This is a genomic window from Nostoc sp. DedSLP04, assembly GCF_034530775.1.
GTDB lineage: Bacteria > Cyanobacteriota > Cyanobacteriia > Cyanobacteriales > Nostocaceae > Nostoc.
In genome coordinates this window covers 1-15,942 of the sequence record NZ_JAVRCL010000023.1, presented here as the reverse complement: position 1 = coordinate 15,942, position 15,942 = coordinate 1, and the positions used below count along the sequence as shown (strand labels likewise).

At 40.6% G+C, this 15,942-nt stretch carries 10 protein-coding genes; 8 read left to right on the top strand and 2 right to left on the bottom strand.

Features of this window, described 5'->3' with window-relative positions:
• Nucleotides 1-392: 392 nt before the first annotated feature.
• From RMX89_RS15180 to RMX89_RS15155, 6 genes are all read left to right on the top strand, one after another.
• The gene (locus RMX89_RS15180; RefSeq protein ID WP_322689478.1) at nt 393-1,421 is read left to right on the top strand and encodes an aliphatic sulfonate ABC transporter substrate-binding protein; all 1,029 of its coding nucleotides are present in this window, start codon (nt 393-395) and stop codon (nt 1,419-1,421) included.
• Between the two features lie 361 nt (nt 1,422-1,782).
• Nucleotides 1,783-2,889 carry an aliphatic sulfonate ABC transporter substrate-binding protein gene (locus tag RMX89_RS15175; protein WP_322689477.1) on the top strand — a complete coding sequence of 369 codons (1,107 nt, stop codon included), beginning with the start codon at nt 1,783-1,785 and terminating at the stop codon, nt 2,887-2,889.
• Nucleotides 2,890-2,926: 37 nt separating this feature from the next.
• A complete protein-coding gene (locus tag RMX89_RS15170) occupies nt 2,927-3,790 on the top strand; it encodes a TauD/TfdA family dioxygenase (RefSeq protein WP_322689476.1) in 864 nt (287 codons plus the stop codon).
• Between the two features lie 284 nt (nt 3,791-4,074).
• On the top strand, nt 4,075-5,265 hold the full coding sequence (locus RMX89_RS15165; RefSeq protein WP_322689475.1) for an aliphatic sulfonate ABC transporter substrate-binding protein: 1,191 nt from the start codon (nt 4,075-4,077) through the stop codon (nt 5,263-5,265).
• Between the two features lie 90 nt (nt 5,266-5,355).
• Nucleotides 5,356-6,441, top strand: coding sequence for a sulfonate ABC transporter substrate-binding protein (locus RMX89_RS15160; RefSeq protein ID WP_322689474.1), 1,086 nt, complete (start codon nt 5,356-5,358; stop codon nt 6,439-6,441).
• A 213-nt stretch (nt 6,442-6,654) separates the two neighbouring features.
• Nucleotides 6,655-7,692 carry an aliphatic sulfonate ABC transporter substrate-binding protein gene (locus tag RMX89_RS15155; RefSeq protein WP_322669977.1) on the top strand — a complete coding sequence of 346 codons (1,038 nt, stop codon included), beginning with the start codon at nt 6,655-6,657 and terminating at the stop codon, nt 7,690-7,692.
• Nucleotides 7,693-7,968: 276 nt separating this feature from the next.
• Here the strand turns inward: RMX89_RS15155 and RMX89_RS15150 are convergent, their stop codons facing one another.
• Together RMX89_RS15150 and RMX89_RS15145 are read right to left on the bottom strand one after the other, a co-directional pair.
• The gene (locus RMX89_RS15150) at nt 7,969-11,808 is read right to left on the bottom strand and encodes a PAS domain S-box protein (RefSeq protein ID WP_322682433.1); all 3,840 of its coding nucleotides are present in this window, start codon (nt 11,806-11,808) and stop codon (nt 7,969-7,971) included.
• A gap of 92 nt (nt 11,809-11,900) precedes the next feature.
• On the bottom strand, nt 11,901-12,653 hold the full coding sequence (locus RMX89_RS15145) for a GAF domain-containing protein (protein ID WP_322682434.1): 753 nt from the start codon (nt 12,651-12,653) through the stop codon (nt 11,901-11,903).
• Between the two features lie 248 nt (nt 12,654-12,901).
• Between RMX89_RS15145 and RMX89_RS15140 the strand changes: the two genes are divergently transcribed.
• Nucleotides 12,902-13,186, top strand: a complete 285-nt coding sequence (locus RMX89_RS15140; RefSeq protein ID WP_322682435.1) for a hypothetical protein — start codon at nt 12,902-12,904, stop codon at nt 13,184-13,186.
• A gap of 191 nt (nt 13,187-13,377) precedes the next feature.
• Nucleotides 13,378-15,576 (top strand): CHASE2 domain-containing serine/threonine-protein kinase, encoded by a 2,199-nt coding sequence (locus RMX89_RS15135; protein ID WP_322689532.1) that lies wholly within the window; start codon nt 13,378-13,380, stop codon nt 15,574-15,576.
• Nucleotides 15,577-15,942: the final 366 nt, after the last annotated feature.

The following is a 15,942-nucleotide window of genomic DNA, read 5'->3' as shown; positions in this document are numbered from 1 at the left end:
TACTCACTCCACTTCCTAAATTTTTTCCTTTCAACTCTTAAATTCTCAGTTCCTAGAGTCGTTATAGGGTGGGTAATACCCACTCTCTTTTTTATTTTAGACATTCCCAAAAAATATTTTCATTTATTAAAAAACTGTTCCCTATGATGCCTAAATATGATAAAACTAGTTTTATAAAATGGGTCAAAATATCTATAAATCGTACAAAAAATTGAACCCCCCCTTGTAGAGATGCGATGAATCGCGTCTTTAAAAACCAATCATCCACACCAACAATCTTTGCTAAAATGTATTAATACATAACATTTTTAAAAGTTGAATCCTCTATAAGATTCAGTCCAACAAAATAAAAAATAAAAATATCCACTTACTTCGATAAATTACATTGAATCATGTTCATAAGCTACAGAAAGTCATGGTTATTTGCGAATATAGTTCGTTATTTTTTGCTAGCATTTACGACTTTCCTGTTAGTTACAGGCTGTAACTCTCCAAGCACTCAAAGCAATAATTCCCAAGTTGAGCCAACTACTGCAAGCTCAAAAAAAATAGAGGTTATCAACATTGGTCATCAGAGTGGTACACCTGGTCTGAACCTACTTAAAGCTCAAGGCTATTTGGAAAAGCGCTTTGCTGCTGATGGTATTGCTATCAAGTGGATAGAATTTCGGGGCGGCCCGCCAATGATGGAAGCAATGGCCGCAAACAGTGTTGATATTGGCAACGTTGGAAATCTGCCACCAATTTTTGCTCAAGCTGGTGATAATCCCATTGTTTATGTTGCTGCAACTGGTTCTAACGCAGGCGCTCAAGCAGTTATTGTTCGTAAGGATTCACCAATCAAAACTCTTGCAGAACTCAAGGGTAAGAAAGTTGCGATTCAAAAAGGAACTGCTCTGCAATATTTGCTTTTGAAAGCTATAGCAAGTACTGGATTAACTCTCAATGATATTCAACCTGTTTACCTAACTATTCCAGAAAGTCAGGTTGCTTTTGAAAGTGCCAGAGTTGATGTTTTACCTACTAGCGATCCGTTTTATGCTCGCAAAGAGCGAGCAAATGAAATACGAGTTATAGCCAAAGGTTCTGATGTCGCTCCCCAAAGAGCTTACTATATCGCTACACGCAATTTTGCTGAAAATCACCCCGACTTAGTGAAGATAATTTTGGAAGAACAAAGAAAAGTAGAAGAATGGGCTAAAGCTAATCCCAATGAAGTTGCTAATTTGTTAGCAGCGCAAACTAGACAAGAACCAGGAGTCTGGAAATGGGCTTTAGAAAGGCGACCTATCTTAGGGGTATTTGATATAACTGATGAATTTGTCGCTGAACAACAGCAGGTAGTTGAACTTTTCTACAGTCAAAAGCTGATTCCTAAAACTTTTCAAATCAAAGATGCAGTATGGAAACCTAAGAGTTGATTTATTAAAAGAGAAGTCATAATTATGAATGCAATCAGTCGCAAATTTAGACCCAAACACTGGATTATTTTTTCGATGCAGTTGAGAAGTATTTAACAAACTGTTATAGCTGTTTACAATCAACAGTATTATGCAATTTTTTATTTACTTTTAATAAATTAACATAATTTAATAGTAATATTGATAATAGCTTGACGTAAAGTAATACCGTGACTTATTGATAGATGTTTACAGTTAAAAAAATATTTAACTAGTCTAGTTTTCAACTATATTATTAATAAACAAAAGTTTTTTTGCTTGTTGAGACCGCAATTAATCATAATTGTTCTGACCACCGCTCGAAGAATAAAGAAAATAACCTATGCCAGCTTCAAAAGGAAAGTTTGAATTCAGGAAAAACCAGAGAACAACGCGTCGTTCGTTGTTGTTTGCTTTGGGCTACTGCTTAATGCTATCGACGGTCTTATCGAGTTGTGGTGAAGCCAAAAATAACACTCAGCAATCATCAGCTTCCCCTGAGTCTGTAGCTGCATCTAGCACTACAGAGAAATCAACTGAGAAACAAGTAGTACGGATTGTTCGTTCAAAACAACTTTCCGCTTTAGCAGTTTTAGAAAAACAGGGTTCTTTAGAAAAGCGATTAGAGCCTCTGGGTTTTAAAGTACAGTGGGCTGAGTTTGCGGCTGGGCCACAACAGTTAGAAGCCCTAAATGCAAACGGACTGGATATCGCATCTACAGCCGAATCGCCTCCTGTATTTTCACAAGCAGCCGGAGCGCCTCTTGTTTATCTAGCTACTACACGCCCCAGTGGTAAAGCTATTTCACTTTTAGTTCCTGTAAACTCTCCTGTTAAAAGTGTTGCTGATTTGAAGGGTAAAAAAGTAGCTTTCCAGAAAGCTTCTATCGGTCACTACTTATTAGTTAAAGCCTTAGAAGATGCCGGACTAAAACTGAGTGATGTCCAATCAGTTTTTTTAACGCCGCCAGATGCAAATGCAGCATTTAGTCAGAATAAGGTGGATGCTTGGTATATTTGGGAGCCATTTGCTACCAGAAATGTACAAAATAAAATAGCTCGTGTTTTAGCAGATGGTGGAAAGTTGCGAGATACTGGCAACTTTTATTCAACTTCACGCCAGTTTTATCAGGCTCATCCTGATGCGATCAAAGTGTTTCTAGAGGAACTAGAAAAGGCAGAAATTTGGACTAAGGATCATCCCAAAGAAGTTGCACAACTTCTTGCTCCTGTAACTCAACTAGACCCACCAACTCTAGAAATAATGCATAAAAAATATGACTATGGGTTGCTACCAATCACTGATAAAACTATTACTAAACAACAGGAAGTTGCAGATAAGTGGTATAGCTTAGGGCTTATCCCCAAGAAGGTAAATGTTAGAGACGGTTTTTTGACACCTGAAGAGTACGCCAAAATTACTCCTTCAGAGGTTCTAGCGAATAAGTAGTTATTCCCAAGAAGAAACTAAAATTCAGGAGAATATTATGTCTACCTCGACTTTGACAAAGGTGAAAATTAGGTCTATTGATGCTCCTTTGGGAGCGATAGTTACCGATCTTGATGCCAGTGAACCGATCGCGCCTGAAGTCATCTTACAACTTAAAGCAGCTCTGCGCGATCGCCACATCCTAATTTTCAAAGACCAAAAGCTCTCTGATGAACAACTTTTGAACTTTTCTCTATACTTTGGCGCGCTTTTTGTACCATCTGATGAAACTCCAGTATTGGCTTCTAAACCAGGAGAAACTCCGGTAGTGATTCCGATTTCCAATGTTGATGGTGGCTATACCGGTACTGGAGAACTCACTTTCCATTCCGATCACAAATGGACTCCTATCCCATCTAGTGGTTCGCTTCTTTATGCGTTGGAAATACCAACTCATGGTGGAGATACTTATTGGTTAAATACCAATTTAGCTTATGAGGCATTAGATGAAGCCACCAAAGAACGGATTGCAGATTTGCAGTTAATTACCTACAACCCATTTTTGCGAGATCGGAATGCACCCCGGTCTTTGTATCGTTTAGACAAAACTATTCCTTTAATCAGTCCGATCTTTCCCCATCCTTTAGTTAGAACCCATCCAGAGAGTGGGAAAAAGCATCTTTACTTGGATGCTGCTACAGAAGTGGAAATTGTCGGCTTAGAGCCGGAAGAAGGATCTAAACTGATTGAACAGTTGAGACAACATCTAAATCAACCCAAATTCTACTACGAACACAAATGGTCTGTAGGTGATATTGTCTACTGGGATAATCAAGCTACCTTACATTATCGTCAAGCATTCGATCCGAATGAGCGACGAGTATTAAAGCGGGTTAGCCTCGCAGGTAGTCGTCCCTTTTAGGATTTATAGCTCAGAAGATTGAGTTGATGGGCGTTTAAATATACCTTTTATTGGTCAAAAGTCAAGAGTTATTCTGGACTTTTGACCAATAAAACTTGTCTAAATATCATACTTTATGCTTGTAAATCAAAAATACTAAAAATTATTTTTTTGGTTAAAAACAAGTGTTCATGAATACTTTATTTTTAGACCAAACTTGATAGACTCTAGACTGAAAATCAGAGTTGTTAGCACTCATTAAAAGCGCTAATACGAAAATTATTAAATTTAACTAGAAAAATATTATGGAGCTTTTCAAATCTTTGCAAAGGCTAAATTTGTCTAGCAATAAATTTCTGCAATCAAAAATCAAAAATACCAAGATAGTATGTGAATCTAGCCTAAATATTAAACTTATAGAAGCCAAATATAAAATTGAGCCTAAACATATATCTTTATTAATTGCTGCTTGCACTCTCACTATACCAATGAGCATAGTTGGTTGTAGTCAAGAAACTAAAAATACTCAAAACCAACTATCCCCAGTTAGTACACAATCTCAAAGTAAAACAGTCTCTAATACTCCCCAAAAACAAGAGTTACGAGTTGTTTCTTCTAAGCTTGGTTCTCTTGCAGTGATGAGAAAGCAAGGAACTCTAGAAAAAAGTTTGGCGGCAAAGAATTTTACTGTCAAGTGGCTAGAGTTTGCTGCTGGGCCACAAGCTTTAGAAGCGTTAAATGCTGGTTCCCTTGACATCGCAGCCACAGCTGAATCACCACCTATATTTGCTCAAGCCGCAGGTACACCTCTTGTGTATATTGCAACGACTCGATTTAATGGTAGAGGAGTTTCTTTTTTAGTACCAAAAAACTCTCTGATTAAAAGTGTTGCTGACTTTAAAGGCAAAAAAGTTTCTTTTCAAAAAGCCTCTATTGCTCACTATGTCTTATTAAAAGCATTACAAAAAGAGGGACTAAAACTGAGTGATGTAAAATCTCTTTTTCTCCCACCTCCAGATGCAAATGTGGCTTTTAGTCAGGGAGGAATTGATGTTTGGGTAATTTGGGAACCTTACATTACCAGAAATGTCCAAAAAAATCTTGGTCGTGTATTAATAGATGGGCAAGGACTTCAGGATATTGGTAGCTTTTATACTAGCTCACGTAAATTTGCTAAAGAGCATCCTGATATTCTCAAAGTTTTTCTAGAGGAGTTTATCAAAGCTGAAGATTGGTCGCAGAAAAATATTGATAAGTTAGCAGAACTTGAGACTAGTGAAGTTGGTATTGATGTACCTACTCTCAAAACAATTCATAGTAAAGCAGTATATGGTCTGTTACCTATCACCGATGAAGTTGTTAAAAAACAACAACAAATAGCTGATTTATGGTATGCACAACGACTTTTACCAAAAAAGGTTAATGTCAAAGATGGAGTACTTTCTCCAGAAGAATATGCAGCATTTACACCTGATTCAATTAAATCTAATAAGTAAATAACTCTAATCAAGTTTAAGAAACTGAAAAATTTACGTTATTAGCTAATGCTTTTAAATCAGTAGTTAATCAAAAAATGAGGGGCAAAAATGTTTAATATTTTCGTGAAAACTAAGACAACAGTAATCAGTAAGATAGCCTTATTTGTAATCCCTGGTTTTGTAGTATCTACTACTTTAATCAGTTGTTCGTCAACTGTATCTAACACAAATGCAGGAAGCGTTCCGAAAGCAGAGCCAGCAGGCGCTAAGACTATAGCTTTTAAAACAAAGTTACTGCGAATAGGGTATCAAAGCTCTGGTGATTTAGTTAGAGTCAGAGGAGTTTTAGAAAAACGTTTGGAGCCTTTGGGCTTGAAAGTTGAGTGGTCACAATTTGCTCAAGGGCCACAACTTATGGAAGCAATGAATGTGGGCAAAATTGATATTGGCTCTGTTGGAGAAACGCCTCCCATCTTTGCTCAAGCTGCGGGTGCAAGAATCATCTATTTGGCTGGCAGAAGACTTGGGCCTAATTCAGGTAAAGGTAGTGCGATCGCAGTTCCGAAAAACTCTCAAATTAAAAAATTAGCTGATATTAAAGGTCAAAAAGTAGTCTTTCAAAAAGGTTCTGCTTCTCACTATTTTATCATCCAAGCCTTAAAAGAAGTAGGTTTAAAATATAGTGATATTCAAGTCTTAAGTATGCCCAATGTCGAAGCCCGTGGCGCATTTATTCAAGGCACTATTCCAGTTTGGGTAACTGGCGATCCTCATTTAGCTTTGGTAGAAAAACTCCACGGTGCGCGGGTGCTGAGAGATGCAACCAATATAGGTACTCCAGGCGGATACTATGTAGGAACACGAGAATTTGCTAAGGAAAATCCCGAATTAGTTCGGATCATTTTAGAAGAAATTGAGAAAAATGGTGAATGGGCAGAAGCGAATCGTAAAGAAGTAGCGAAACTCATAGCACCTGTACTCAAAATTGATTTACCTATTCAGGAAGTAATTTCTAGCCGTGCTACTTATCGGCTAAAAGGAATTACTCCAGAACTAATGCAAGCTCAACAAAATGTTGCTGATTTGTTCTATAACGAAAAAATCTTACCCAAAAAAATTGATGTTAAAGAAGCATTACTCACGCCTCAAGAATATGCAGCTATTACTCCACCAACACTGATAAGTGAAAAGTAGAGAATAATCAAATATGAAGTTTGTTTTTTTAAACAAACTAGAATACCAATTTACTAAATGTACAAGGGGATTTGTTTAAGTAGCAGAATCTCAATTTTTTGCCATAATTTGGTGTTCTAGGAGGTTTAAATAATAACTTCCTATGATCTTACTTGCTTTTGAAAGTAAGATTGACAACGTAAAAGCTAAAACTTACTAGGAAAATCATAACTGATGAACAAGTCATTTCAACCACAACGCCGTACAGTCTTAAAGCGTGTTGTCCAATATTCTGCATTGGGACTGTTTACTTTATTATCTCCCTTGGCTGGTAGCCTTATACAAACCACCCAAGCAGTGCCTGCTAAAGTAATTAACTTGGCTTATCAAAGTTCTGGTGATATTGTCAAGTCTAAAAAAGCTGTTGAGCCACGTTTCAAAGCATTGGGTATAACCGTGAATTGGGTTGGGCCATTCGCAGCAGGGCCGCAATTGATCAAAGCGCTGAATGAAGGTAAAGTGGATATCGGTAATGTGGGAGAGACACCTCCAATATTTGACCAAGCCGCACGCCCAGGCCTCATCCCTGAAGTTGTCTATCTTACTGGACGCACGCCCAGCGATGGTACAAACCAAGGTATTGTGGTGAAAGCTAATTCTCCTATTAAGAAAGTAGCCGATCTTAAAGGGAAGAAAATTGCTTTTCAGGTAGGTTCCAATGCACAGTATTTACTAACAAAAGCGTTGAAAGAAGTAGGATTAAAAATTAGCGATATTCAAATCGTTGCTTTGACTCCAACTGAGGCCCGCGATGCCTTTATTCAAGGCAAGGCTGACGCCTGGGTGGGTGGCGATCCGCTTTTAGCTGCTGTAGAAAGTACTACCCCGATTCGTAATCTGAGAAATGCAAAAGGAATTAATACTCTCGGCGGGTTTTATATTGGCAGGCGTGCATTTGTCACCCAAAATCCGCAATTGGTGCGAGTGTTTTTAGAGGAAGCACAGAAAGTAGGAGAAGCGGCTGAAAAAAAACCAAGCGATTATGCCAAAATTTTAGTTGATGAACAGAAATTAGATCCAGCAGTTGCGCTAAAGGTGGCAAGCCGTCGTACTTATAAATTGAGAAAAATTACACCTGCGATCGTTGCCGAGCAGCAGCGCGTTGCTGATTTTTATTTTGATGAAAAAGTCATCTCGCGTAAGATTGATATCAAACAAGGGATTCTTTCCGATCTAGAATATAAAGCGAGCATACCTGATAATATCAAGTAATGGTAAACAGGTAGAGACAGGTTTATTCAGCTATTACACATTTGTCATTTGTGGTTTATTCAGCTATTAACTTGGCTAGCTATTACACTGTAGCGGAAGTTTGCCTAACTTGAACAAGGGGCTTAACAAGTTGCTCAACTAACTTGTTAAGCCTATTGTTTGTTTAAGTAAAAACCAAGAAAGGAACAAGCGATCGCAAATATTTTTACAGATATGATTTAAAACTGACAAATAGTTTTAACTATATCAAGTAATGGCGAACAGGTAGAGGCAGGTTTATTCAGCGATTAAGTTAGCGATCGCATCTACTAATTCGGCTGGCTCTACTGGTTTGGAAATATGCTTGTTAAATCCGGCTTTTAGCACTTGTTGAGCGTTCATTTCTCCAGCATAGGCGGTAAGGGCGATCGCTCGAATTTTTCCTCCCTGCTCTGGTGGCAGTGTTCTCAACTGTCGCATGAACATACAGCCATCCACTTCTGGCATCCCAATATCGCTTAAAAGTATATCTGGTAAGGATTGGGCTAAAGTAGCTAGGGCTTCATTTGCTGATGTTACTGCTGTCACATTTGCCCCATACTGCTCTAGTAAGAAGACAATAAATTCTCGCGTATCTGTATCATCATCCACTACTAAAATTTTGATGCCATTCAAATTTGAAGATGGCTCAGAATTGCTACTCTCCTGTTTAATCTCTAATTGATTTTGGATTAACGGTAGTCTTACAGTAAAAGTTGCCCCCCGATCTTCGCCCTCACTTTCTACTTGGACTGTCCCGCCATGCAATTCGACTAAGTGACGGACGATCGCTAATCCTAACCCCAATCCACCAAATTTTCTGGTGGTGCTGCTATTCTCTTGACGAAAATATTCAAACACGTAAGGCAGAAAATTGGGGTCGATACCTTTTCCTGTGTCGCTGACTTGAATTAGTGCTGAGTTATGAGTGCTGGGTGCTGAGTTGACATTAGAACATGATGATAGTCGAATATCAACCCGTCCGCCTTCTGGTGTAAACTTAACCGCATTTGAAAGCAGGTTCCAAACAATTTGCTGCAATCGGTTGGAGTCTCCCAAAACTTGTCCCAAATTTGGTTCCAGACTAATGTGCATCTCAATTGATTTAGCTTCTGCTGATAGCCGCACTGTCTCCATTGCTGCCGAAATCACAGATGTCAGATCGACTGGGTAGATATTCAAGCTGATTTTACCTTGTAAAATCCGGGAGATATCCAGTAAATCTTCAATCAGTTGAGCCTGTAATTTCGCATTTCGCTCAATAGTCTTCAGCGCTTGAGGAATTGTCTTTTCATCAAGCTTTTTGGTTTGGAGTAGCTTTGACCAACCTAAAATTGGGTTGAGTGGCGATCGCAATTCATGAGAAAGTACAGCCAGAAACTCATCTTTTATCCGGTTGGCGTTTTCTGCTACTTTCCGGGCGGTTTGTTCTGCCTCGTATAGACGGGCACGTTCCATCGCTTGTGCGCACTGCTGTGCTAGTGCCAGCATAAAAGCTCGATCGTCTTGATTAAACTTCTGAATTTCGGTAAAAGCTAGAGACATTCCACCAATAGCTTGTCCCTCGATGAGCAATGGAATCGAAATCCAAGCGCCGTAGTTGGACTGAGCATACTCCTTGGCAAGATTTGAGTAACGAGCAATCCTCGCTGTTGTTGGCTCTTCCCAAATAGGCTGCTTAGTTCTTACAACTTCTGCCAGTGGCGCGGATGCATTAATCGAGAATCGACGCCATGAATCTACTATTTCTTGTTGTCCGCCAACAGTTCGGACAAGTTCTAATTCAGTACCGCTTTCAGTCAGTAGTGCGACAAAAACAAAACTAGCTCCCAAAGCTGCTATACTTTGCTCCACAATTACTTCAACAACTTGTGTTGCAGTTAAAGATTCAGAAAGGGCAGCGGTAATTGCTTGCAGACGGGTAGTGCGAGATGCTGCGCGTAAAGCCGCCTGTTGAGATTGCTGGGCTTCTCTGTAAAGTCGGGCATTATCAACTGCGATCGCCGCTCGGCCAGCTAGCTCCTCAGCTAACATCAGGCTTTTGTTATCGTAGAAACGACCTGAAGAAGATGCCAAAGTCATCGCTCCCAGCACTCGTCCTCGAACGATTAGCGGTACACTCATACCAGATGTTGGATTTAGTTTTTGCAGGATTTTGAAGTGACTGGCGTTGTGGGTTAACCCTTGGAGCTGTTCCTCAGAAATAAAATGAGTAATTTGTGATTTGCCTGTCCGTATTACCTTCGCAACTCCTGCTGTTTGTACCAAATCAGGCGGATAATTTTGTAACTCTTCGACCAATTCTTGTTTCTCTGGATTGGCATGGGCTGTTGCAAGCCGGCGGACTAATTGATTGTCACAAATAATATCAACTAAGCACCAATCAGCGATTTCCGGCACTGCTAAACGTGCCAAACCTGCTAGGGTTGTCTCGTAGTCCAACGATCTAGCCAAAATCCCACTAGCTTCAGCTAAGAAACGCTGCTCCTCTTCCACTTGTTTGCGCTTAGTGATATCTCGCGAAGACGCTTGTATCTCTAAAATTTCTTGAGTTTGGCGATCGCGAATAGCTCGAATAGTTGCTTCCAACCAGATATAATGCCCGTCTTTGTGACGAGCGCGGTGAGTAACGGTATAAATATCTGGTAAATCGGCATTGACTGGGTAATTCCTGGCAATCTCTGCCAAATCGTCTGGGTGAACTAACTCCTGGCTGGGATGACCGACTAGTTGCTCTGGTTGATACCCCAATACTGTGTAGCAAGCTGGTGAAATGTACAGAAGAATTCCATCTACTGTCTGGCGGGAAATAATATCAGTTGAATTCTCAGCCAGCAGCCGAAAACACGCCTCACTCTCGCGCAGTTTTGCTTCTGCCTGCTTGCGTACATTAACGTTACGGAAATGAAGTGATAACCCTGTGGCTGAAGGATAAGCGCGAACCGCAAACCATGCATCAAAGGGTGGGTAATAATCTTCAAGCTCAAGCGGCATTCCTAGAGCAACTGCGCTGAGATAAAGTTGACCAAAGCTAGTATTAGCCAGTTCTGGAAACTCTGACCACAAATTTTTTCCGAGCAGATCCTCGCAGGAACGCCCCAGAGTTCTGCTTCCCTCATGATTGAGATAGGTAAAGCGCCACTCACGATCAAAGGCAAGAAAGCCGTCAGTTATGCTCTCTAAAATCTTGGTAACTTGCTCTTTGGCAGTTTCAGCCTCAACACGAGCCGCTTGCTCTCGCTCAAACAGATGTTCCCGCTCGACTTCTGCTTGCTTGCGCTCCGTGATTTCTTGGCAGATTGCACCCACCCAAGTAATATCACTTGGTAGTTTAATCGGATAATAATTTACCAACCAGTGCCGTTGCTTTCCAGGTGCAGCGGGTGTCTCTCCACTGGCCTCTTGGGTAATAGATTCTCCCGTCTCGATCGCATGGTGTAAAGCTTCCATCACCGCAGGATCTACCCCAGGTAGCACTTGAGCGACGGTCTTACCGATATGCGCTTCTTGAGGAAAACCGTTAATCTCAGCTAAAGCGTCATTCAAGCGAACGTATCTCAATTTCTCATCCCATAGACCAATACCTACAGGGGCGTTATTAAAGAGGGTATCAAGCAGAACGTTAGCTTCAAGCAAACGAGTCTGTTCTGTTTTCAGTAGCGCCAACAGTTGCTCGCGTTCTGCCTCAGCTTGCTTGCGTTCGCTGATATCCACACACATTCCCACCCATTCCTGGATTTCGCCTGATTCATCAAGTATGGGCACACCACGTATAGCCATGTCACGGTATTCGCCGTCATGCCGCAGAACGCGATACTCGGCAACTGCAACGCTGCGTCCAAAAAAGGCCTGTCTCCAAATGGCAGCTACAGATGTCCGGTCATTTGGGTGTAGTGCGTCAACCCAACCCCATCCTTTGTATTGTTCGGGACTTTGCCCAGTGAACGCCTCCCAAGTCGGAATCTCGTCAACAACGTTGCCCCAAGGCCCAGCGCTCCAAACGATGGATGCGCTTGCTTCTGCCAGTGAGCGGTAGCGTGCTTCACTATGACGCAGATTTTCTTCTATTTGCTGCTGTTCATCCAAATATTGTCGCAAATCTGTAACCTCTCGAGCTTTCAGGTTATCAATTAAATTTTTAAGTAAGTCGGCACAATAAAACCAAACTATGTAAAGAAAAATTAACTAGGCTAAAACTCTTTTCCCTCCTGCTCGATCTCAACGATAAATTTTCCCACCCACCTATTTAACAATGGTAGAATTTTCCTCTCCAATCGAGACACCTGGAATTTCAAAAATCTGACATATTTTTTCTCACTTTCTTGCAGTAATGACGAGCTTCGCTGCTGCTCAATGAACTGACCAATTTGATTGGCGATCGCACTCATCATTTGGAGTAAATTGGTGTCAGGTTCTAAAATTTGAGCGCTGAAAAATTCGATCGCACCTAAGATTTTATTACCCAGCCGAATCGGAAATCTGATGGCGGTGGCAAAAAAATTCTCGTCTTGGGCGGGTTCTGAAATCCAAACAGGTTGACCACTTGCCCAAATCCGATCGGGTAAACCTTCACTAAAAGTAATTGTGTGCTGGTTAAATGGTTCTTTCTCCAAATCAGGTGAATACCAAGTACTCATGGGGTGTACAACATTAGCTTCATCGTCTACACTCCAGAAAATACCAGCTTGCCATCCTAAACTTTCGCACAAGGATTGTAGAATAGCTAGAACCCCATTCACAAGCGTAGTTGTCTCAGAAAGGACGTAAGCGATCGCATACTGTGCAGTTAGAAGCTGTTGGCTGCGTTTGCACTCAGTAATATCTCTGATTAAGATTGATACACCACTTTCTGAGGCATAAATGCAGTTTTCCAACCAGCGATGCCATTTTGGATAGAAATACTCAAAATTTACTGTAAATTTTTCTAGTAAGTAAGTCGGCATAATAAAACCAAATTATGTGAAGAAAAATTAACTAGGCTAAAACTCTCTTCCCTTTTGCCTCCTGCCTCATTTCAACAATAAATTTTTCCACCCACCTACTTAAATATTGGAATATAGCATCTGCTATAACTTTGACTCCATCTATCTACGGCTATAGACCTTGTAAGTTGGTGATTATGTATTACATCAACTATGATGCAAGCTATTTAAGCTAGTAATAGAATTGTTTCAATTCAGGGGATAAGAATATGAAGGTTTGGCTTGCTTGCTTTTTAGTGCTGTTTGCCTTAGCAGAACTGTTTGACTGGTTGCAAGAATTTAATCTGCCATTACCTATCTATATTTTAGGTGGCGCTTTTTTAGCTGTTGCTTCTAACTATGATAAAATTGTCGGCTCTGCCACTGCTGATTCCAGCATTGAAGCATCACTTGAACAACCTCAGTTAGATTCACTAACTCCATCTACTAATCCGATTTCTTTGCCAATTACCAGTCCTGTTGAAGACGTTCAAACATCTCCAACAGATGATTAGAGCTTGTCTGATTCTATGGTTGACGCTGGGCGTAAACTTGCTTTAAAAGTAGGAATACGTCAAAGTCTCTAACTAACAAGTAAATTGCTACATTAATAGGAGCTTTAGGTTAATTAGCTTTTAACCTAGATTCCCAAAATTGATTTTTGCGCCGACAACATCTACCCAATTCAGGCTACCGCCTCAACGCCGTGATTAGTGGACTATTAGAAAAACTCCGCGTACCTTTTGTTAAAGTTCAGGATTCCCGTGAAACTTCTAAGAGCAAAAGCTGGCTGCCAATTATTTTTGTTACCAGTATAGGAGTCACTGGCTTTATCTGGGGAGTTCGGGAACTCAAATGGTTACAGCCTTGGGAGTTAAGAGTTTATGACCAGATGTTGCGATCGCGTCCATCAGAAGCACCCGATCGGCGGATTGTGCTAGTAAAAATTACTGATAACGATCTCAAACGAGAGAAATGGCCTCTATCAGATCGGACAATCAATCAGCTATTAAAGAAAATAGAGTCTTATCAACCGCGAATTGTTGGTTTATATCTTTTCCGACCAGAAGACAATAATTTGGCGGCTAATCTTCAAAATCAAGATAACATTGTCACTACCTGTTTGTTCAGCAGTTTGGGTAGAGATGAAATTCCCCCACCCCCGAATGTCCCTATAGATAATGTTGGGTTTAGCGATGTAGTCGCTGACAATGAAAACGACCAAAGTCTCCGCCGCACTTTATTATTTGCTAACTCTACAGACAAGAAATGTACAACACAATTTGCATTTGGTGCATTAATTGCAATTAATTATCTAGAAAAGCAAGGTATCGCATACGATTTCACCAAAAAAGGAGATTTTATATTAGGTAAAATCCTGTTCCGGCGTTTACAACCTAATTCTGGTGGCTACCAACATTTGGATGCACAGGGCTATCAAATATTATTAAATTACCGTCACCCCAATAGCCTCGCCGACCAAGTAAGCCTCACAGATGTTCTTAGCGATCGAGTCAACCCCAGTTTATTCAAAGACCGTCTGGTAATTATTGGCACTACAGCAGCTAATATCCCTCCTGGTGGCTTTTATACGCCTTACAGCGCTTTACCAGATCAACCAGCTAGAATGCCTGCTCTGTTTATTCATGCACAGATAGCAAGTCAACTCATCAGTACAGTGTTGGATAGGCGACCCTTGATTTGGTATTGGCCCGACTGGGTAGAACTTATTTGGGTGTGGGGCTGGTCGCTATTAGGTGGTGTTTTAGTATTGCGGTGGCAAAATCCGCTGCTTTTGCTAGTGGCGTTAGGGATAACTCTATTTGGCTTAGTAGTAATCTGCGTTGCTTTGTTTTTACAAGCTGGATGGGTGCCATTAATCCCTCCTGCTCTTGCTTTGGCGATCAGTAGTATCTGTGCGATCGCTTATACTAGCTACCAAAATCAGCAGCAAACTCAGGTGATTGTTCTGCAAGTTGAAAAACAACAAGAAGCGATCGCCCAATTAAATATACTCTTAGAAGATAAAACAGCAATTCCCGACTCGTCTGTTGACTTTCCTCCTCCAGTTGATTCACCAGAAATAAAATCAGGTGATTTGCTTTTGAGTGGACGCTACAAAATCTCTCAAACTCTCGGCGCTGGTGGATTTGGTCGGACTTATTTAGCACAGGATACTCAACGACCCGGTAATCCTAGTTGTGTAGTTAAAAAGTTAATGCCAGCCCGTCAAGATACACGATTTTTGCAAGTCGCCCGCAGGTTGTTTCATAGTGAAGCTGAAATTTTAGAGATTTTGGGTAAACATCATCAGATTCCTGAACTACTTGCTTATTTTGAAGATAATCAAGAATTTTATTTAATTCAACAATATATTGAGGGACATACCCTAAGTGAAGAATTACCACCCGTACAAAATGTGCAAAACGAATCATTTGTGATGGAAATGCTCAAACAAGTTTTAGAAGTTCTAGAATTTGTTCATCAACATCGAGTGATTCATCGCGATCTCAAACCGACTAATATTATTAGGTGCGCTCAAAATAATCGACTGGTATTGATTGACTTTGGTGCTGTCAAATTGATGCAACCGTCGAGTAGCGAGCAAACAGAATTAGCCACAGTAGCCATTGGGACGCGGGGTTATGCACCTCCAGAACAATTTGCCGGTCATCCCCGCTTATGCAGTGACATCTATGCTTTAGGAATGATTGCTATTCAAGCGATAACTGGGATACCACCGCAAGAACTCCACCCAGATCCAGAAACGGGTAATGCGATCTGGCGGCAAACCGTGCAAGTAAGTGAAGAATTAGCGGCAATTTTAGATAAAATGGTTTGCTATCATTTTAGCGATCGCTATCAATCAGCCACCGCAGTTTTACAAGATTTAAAACGGATGTAGCCCTGACGATTAGAAATCGTGGCTACACATACTTTCGTTTGCCGATACAAAAAATTAATGGTTTGCAACCCGCAGATGCGGGTTTTATCTGTAATCTCAAGGGTTTATACTTGTATTAATTATTAACGTGAGTTCGATCGACCTCTCCCTCCCAACCTCCCTCTCCTACGGTAAAGAGAGGAGCAACGAGAAATTAGGGTTTTGGCTCCCCTCTGGGTGTCCAAGAGGGGTTGGGAAAGAGGTCAAAAAAAGCAAGGGACTTGTCGAACTTACGTTAATTATTAATGCTATTCATTTTAGCGAATACCTGATTACTGGAGTTTAGACTAAGCCATGCAAAATGACCCAGCAAGGCTGAGTTAATCA

What these genes read in the sequence shown, in the direction of transcription:
- RMX89_RS15180 (WP_322689478.1), top strand. Translation starts at nt 393, where the DNA reads ATGTTCATAAGCTACAGAAAGTCATGGTTATTTGCGAATATAGTTCGT.
- RMX89_RS15175 (WP_322689477.1), top strand. Translation starts at nt 1,783, where the DNA reads ATGCCAGCTTCAAAAGGAAAGTTTGAATTCAGGAAAAACCAGAGAACA.
- RMX89_RS15170 (WP_322689476.1), top strand. Translation starts at nt 2,927, where the DNA reads ATGTCTACCTCGACTTTGACAAAGGTGAAAATTAGGTCTATTGATGCT.
- RMX89_RS15165 (WP_322689475.1), top strand. Translation starts at nt 4,075, where the DNA reads ATGGAGCTTTTCAAATCTTTGCAAAGGCTAAATTTGTCTAGCAATAAA.
- RMX89_RS15160 (WP_322689474.1), top strand. Translation starts at nt 5,356, where the DNA reads ATGTTTAATATTTTCGTGAAAACTAAGACAACAGTAATCAGTAAGATA.
- RMX89_RS15155 (WP_322669977.1), top strand. Translation starts at nt 6,655, where the DNA reads ATGAACAAGTCATTTCAACCACAACGCCGTACAGTCTTAAAGCGTGTT.
- RMX89_RS15145 (WP_322682434.1), bottom strand. Translation starts at nt 12,653, where the DNA reads ATGCCGACTTACTTACTAGAAAAATTTACAGTAAATTTTGAGTATTTC.
- RMX89_RS15140 (WP_322682435.1), top strand. Translation starts at nt 12,902, where the DNA reads ATGAAGGTTTGGCTTGCTTGCTTTTTAGTGCTGTTTGCCTTAGCAGAA.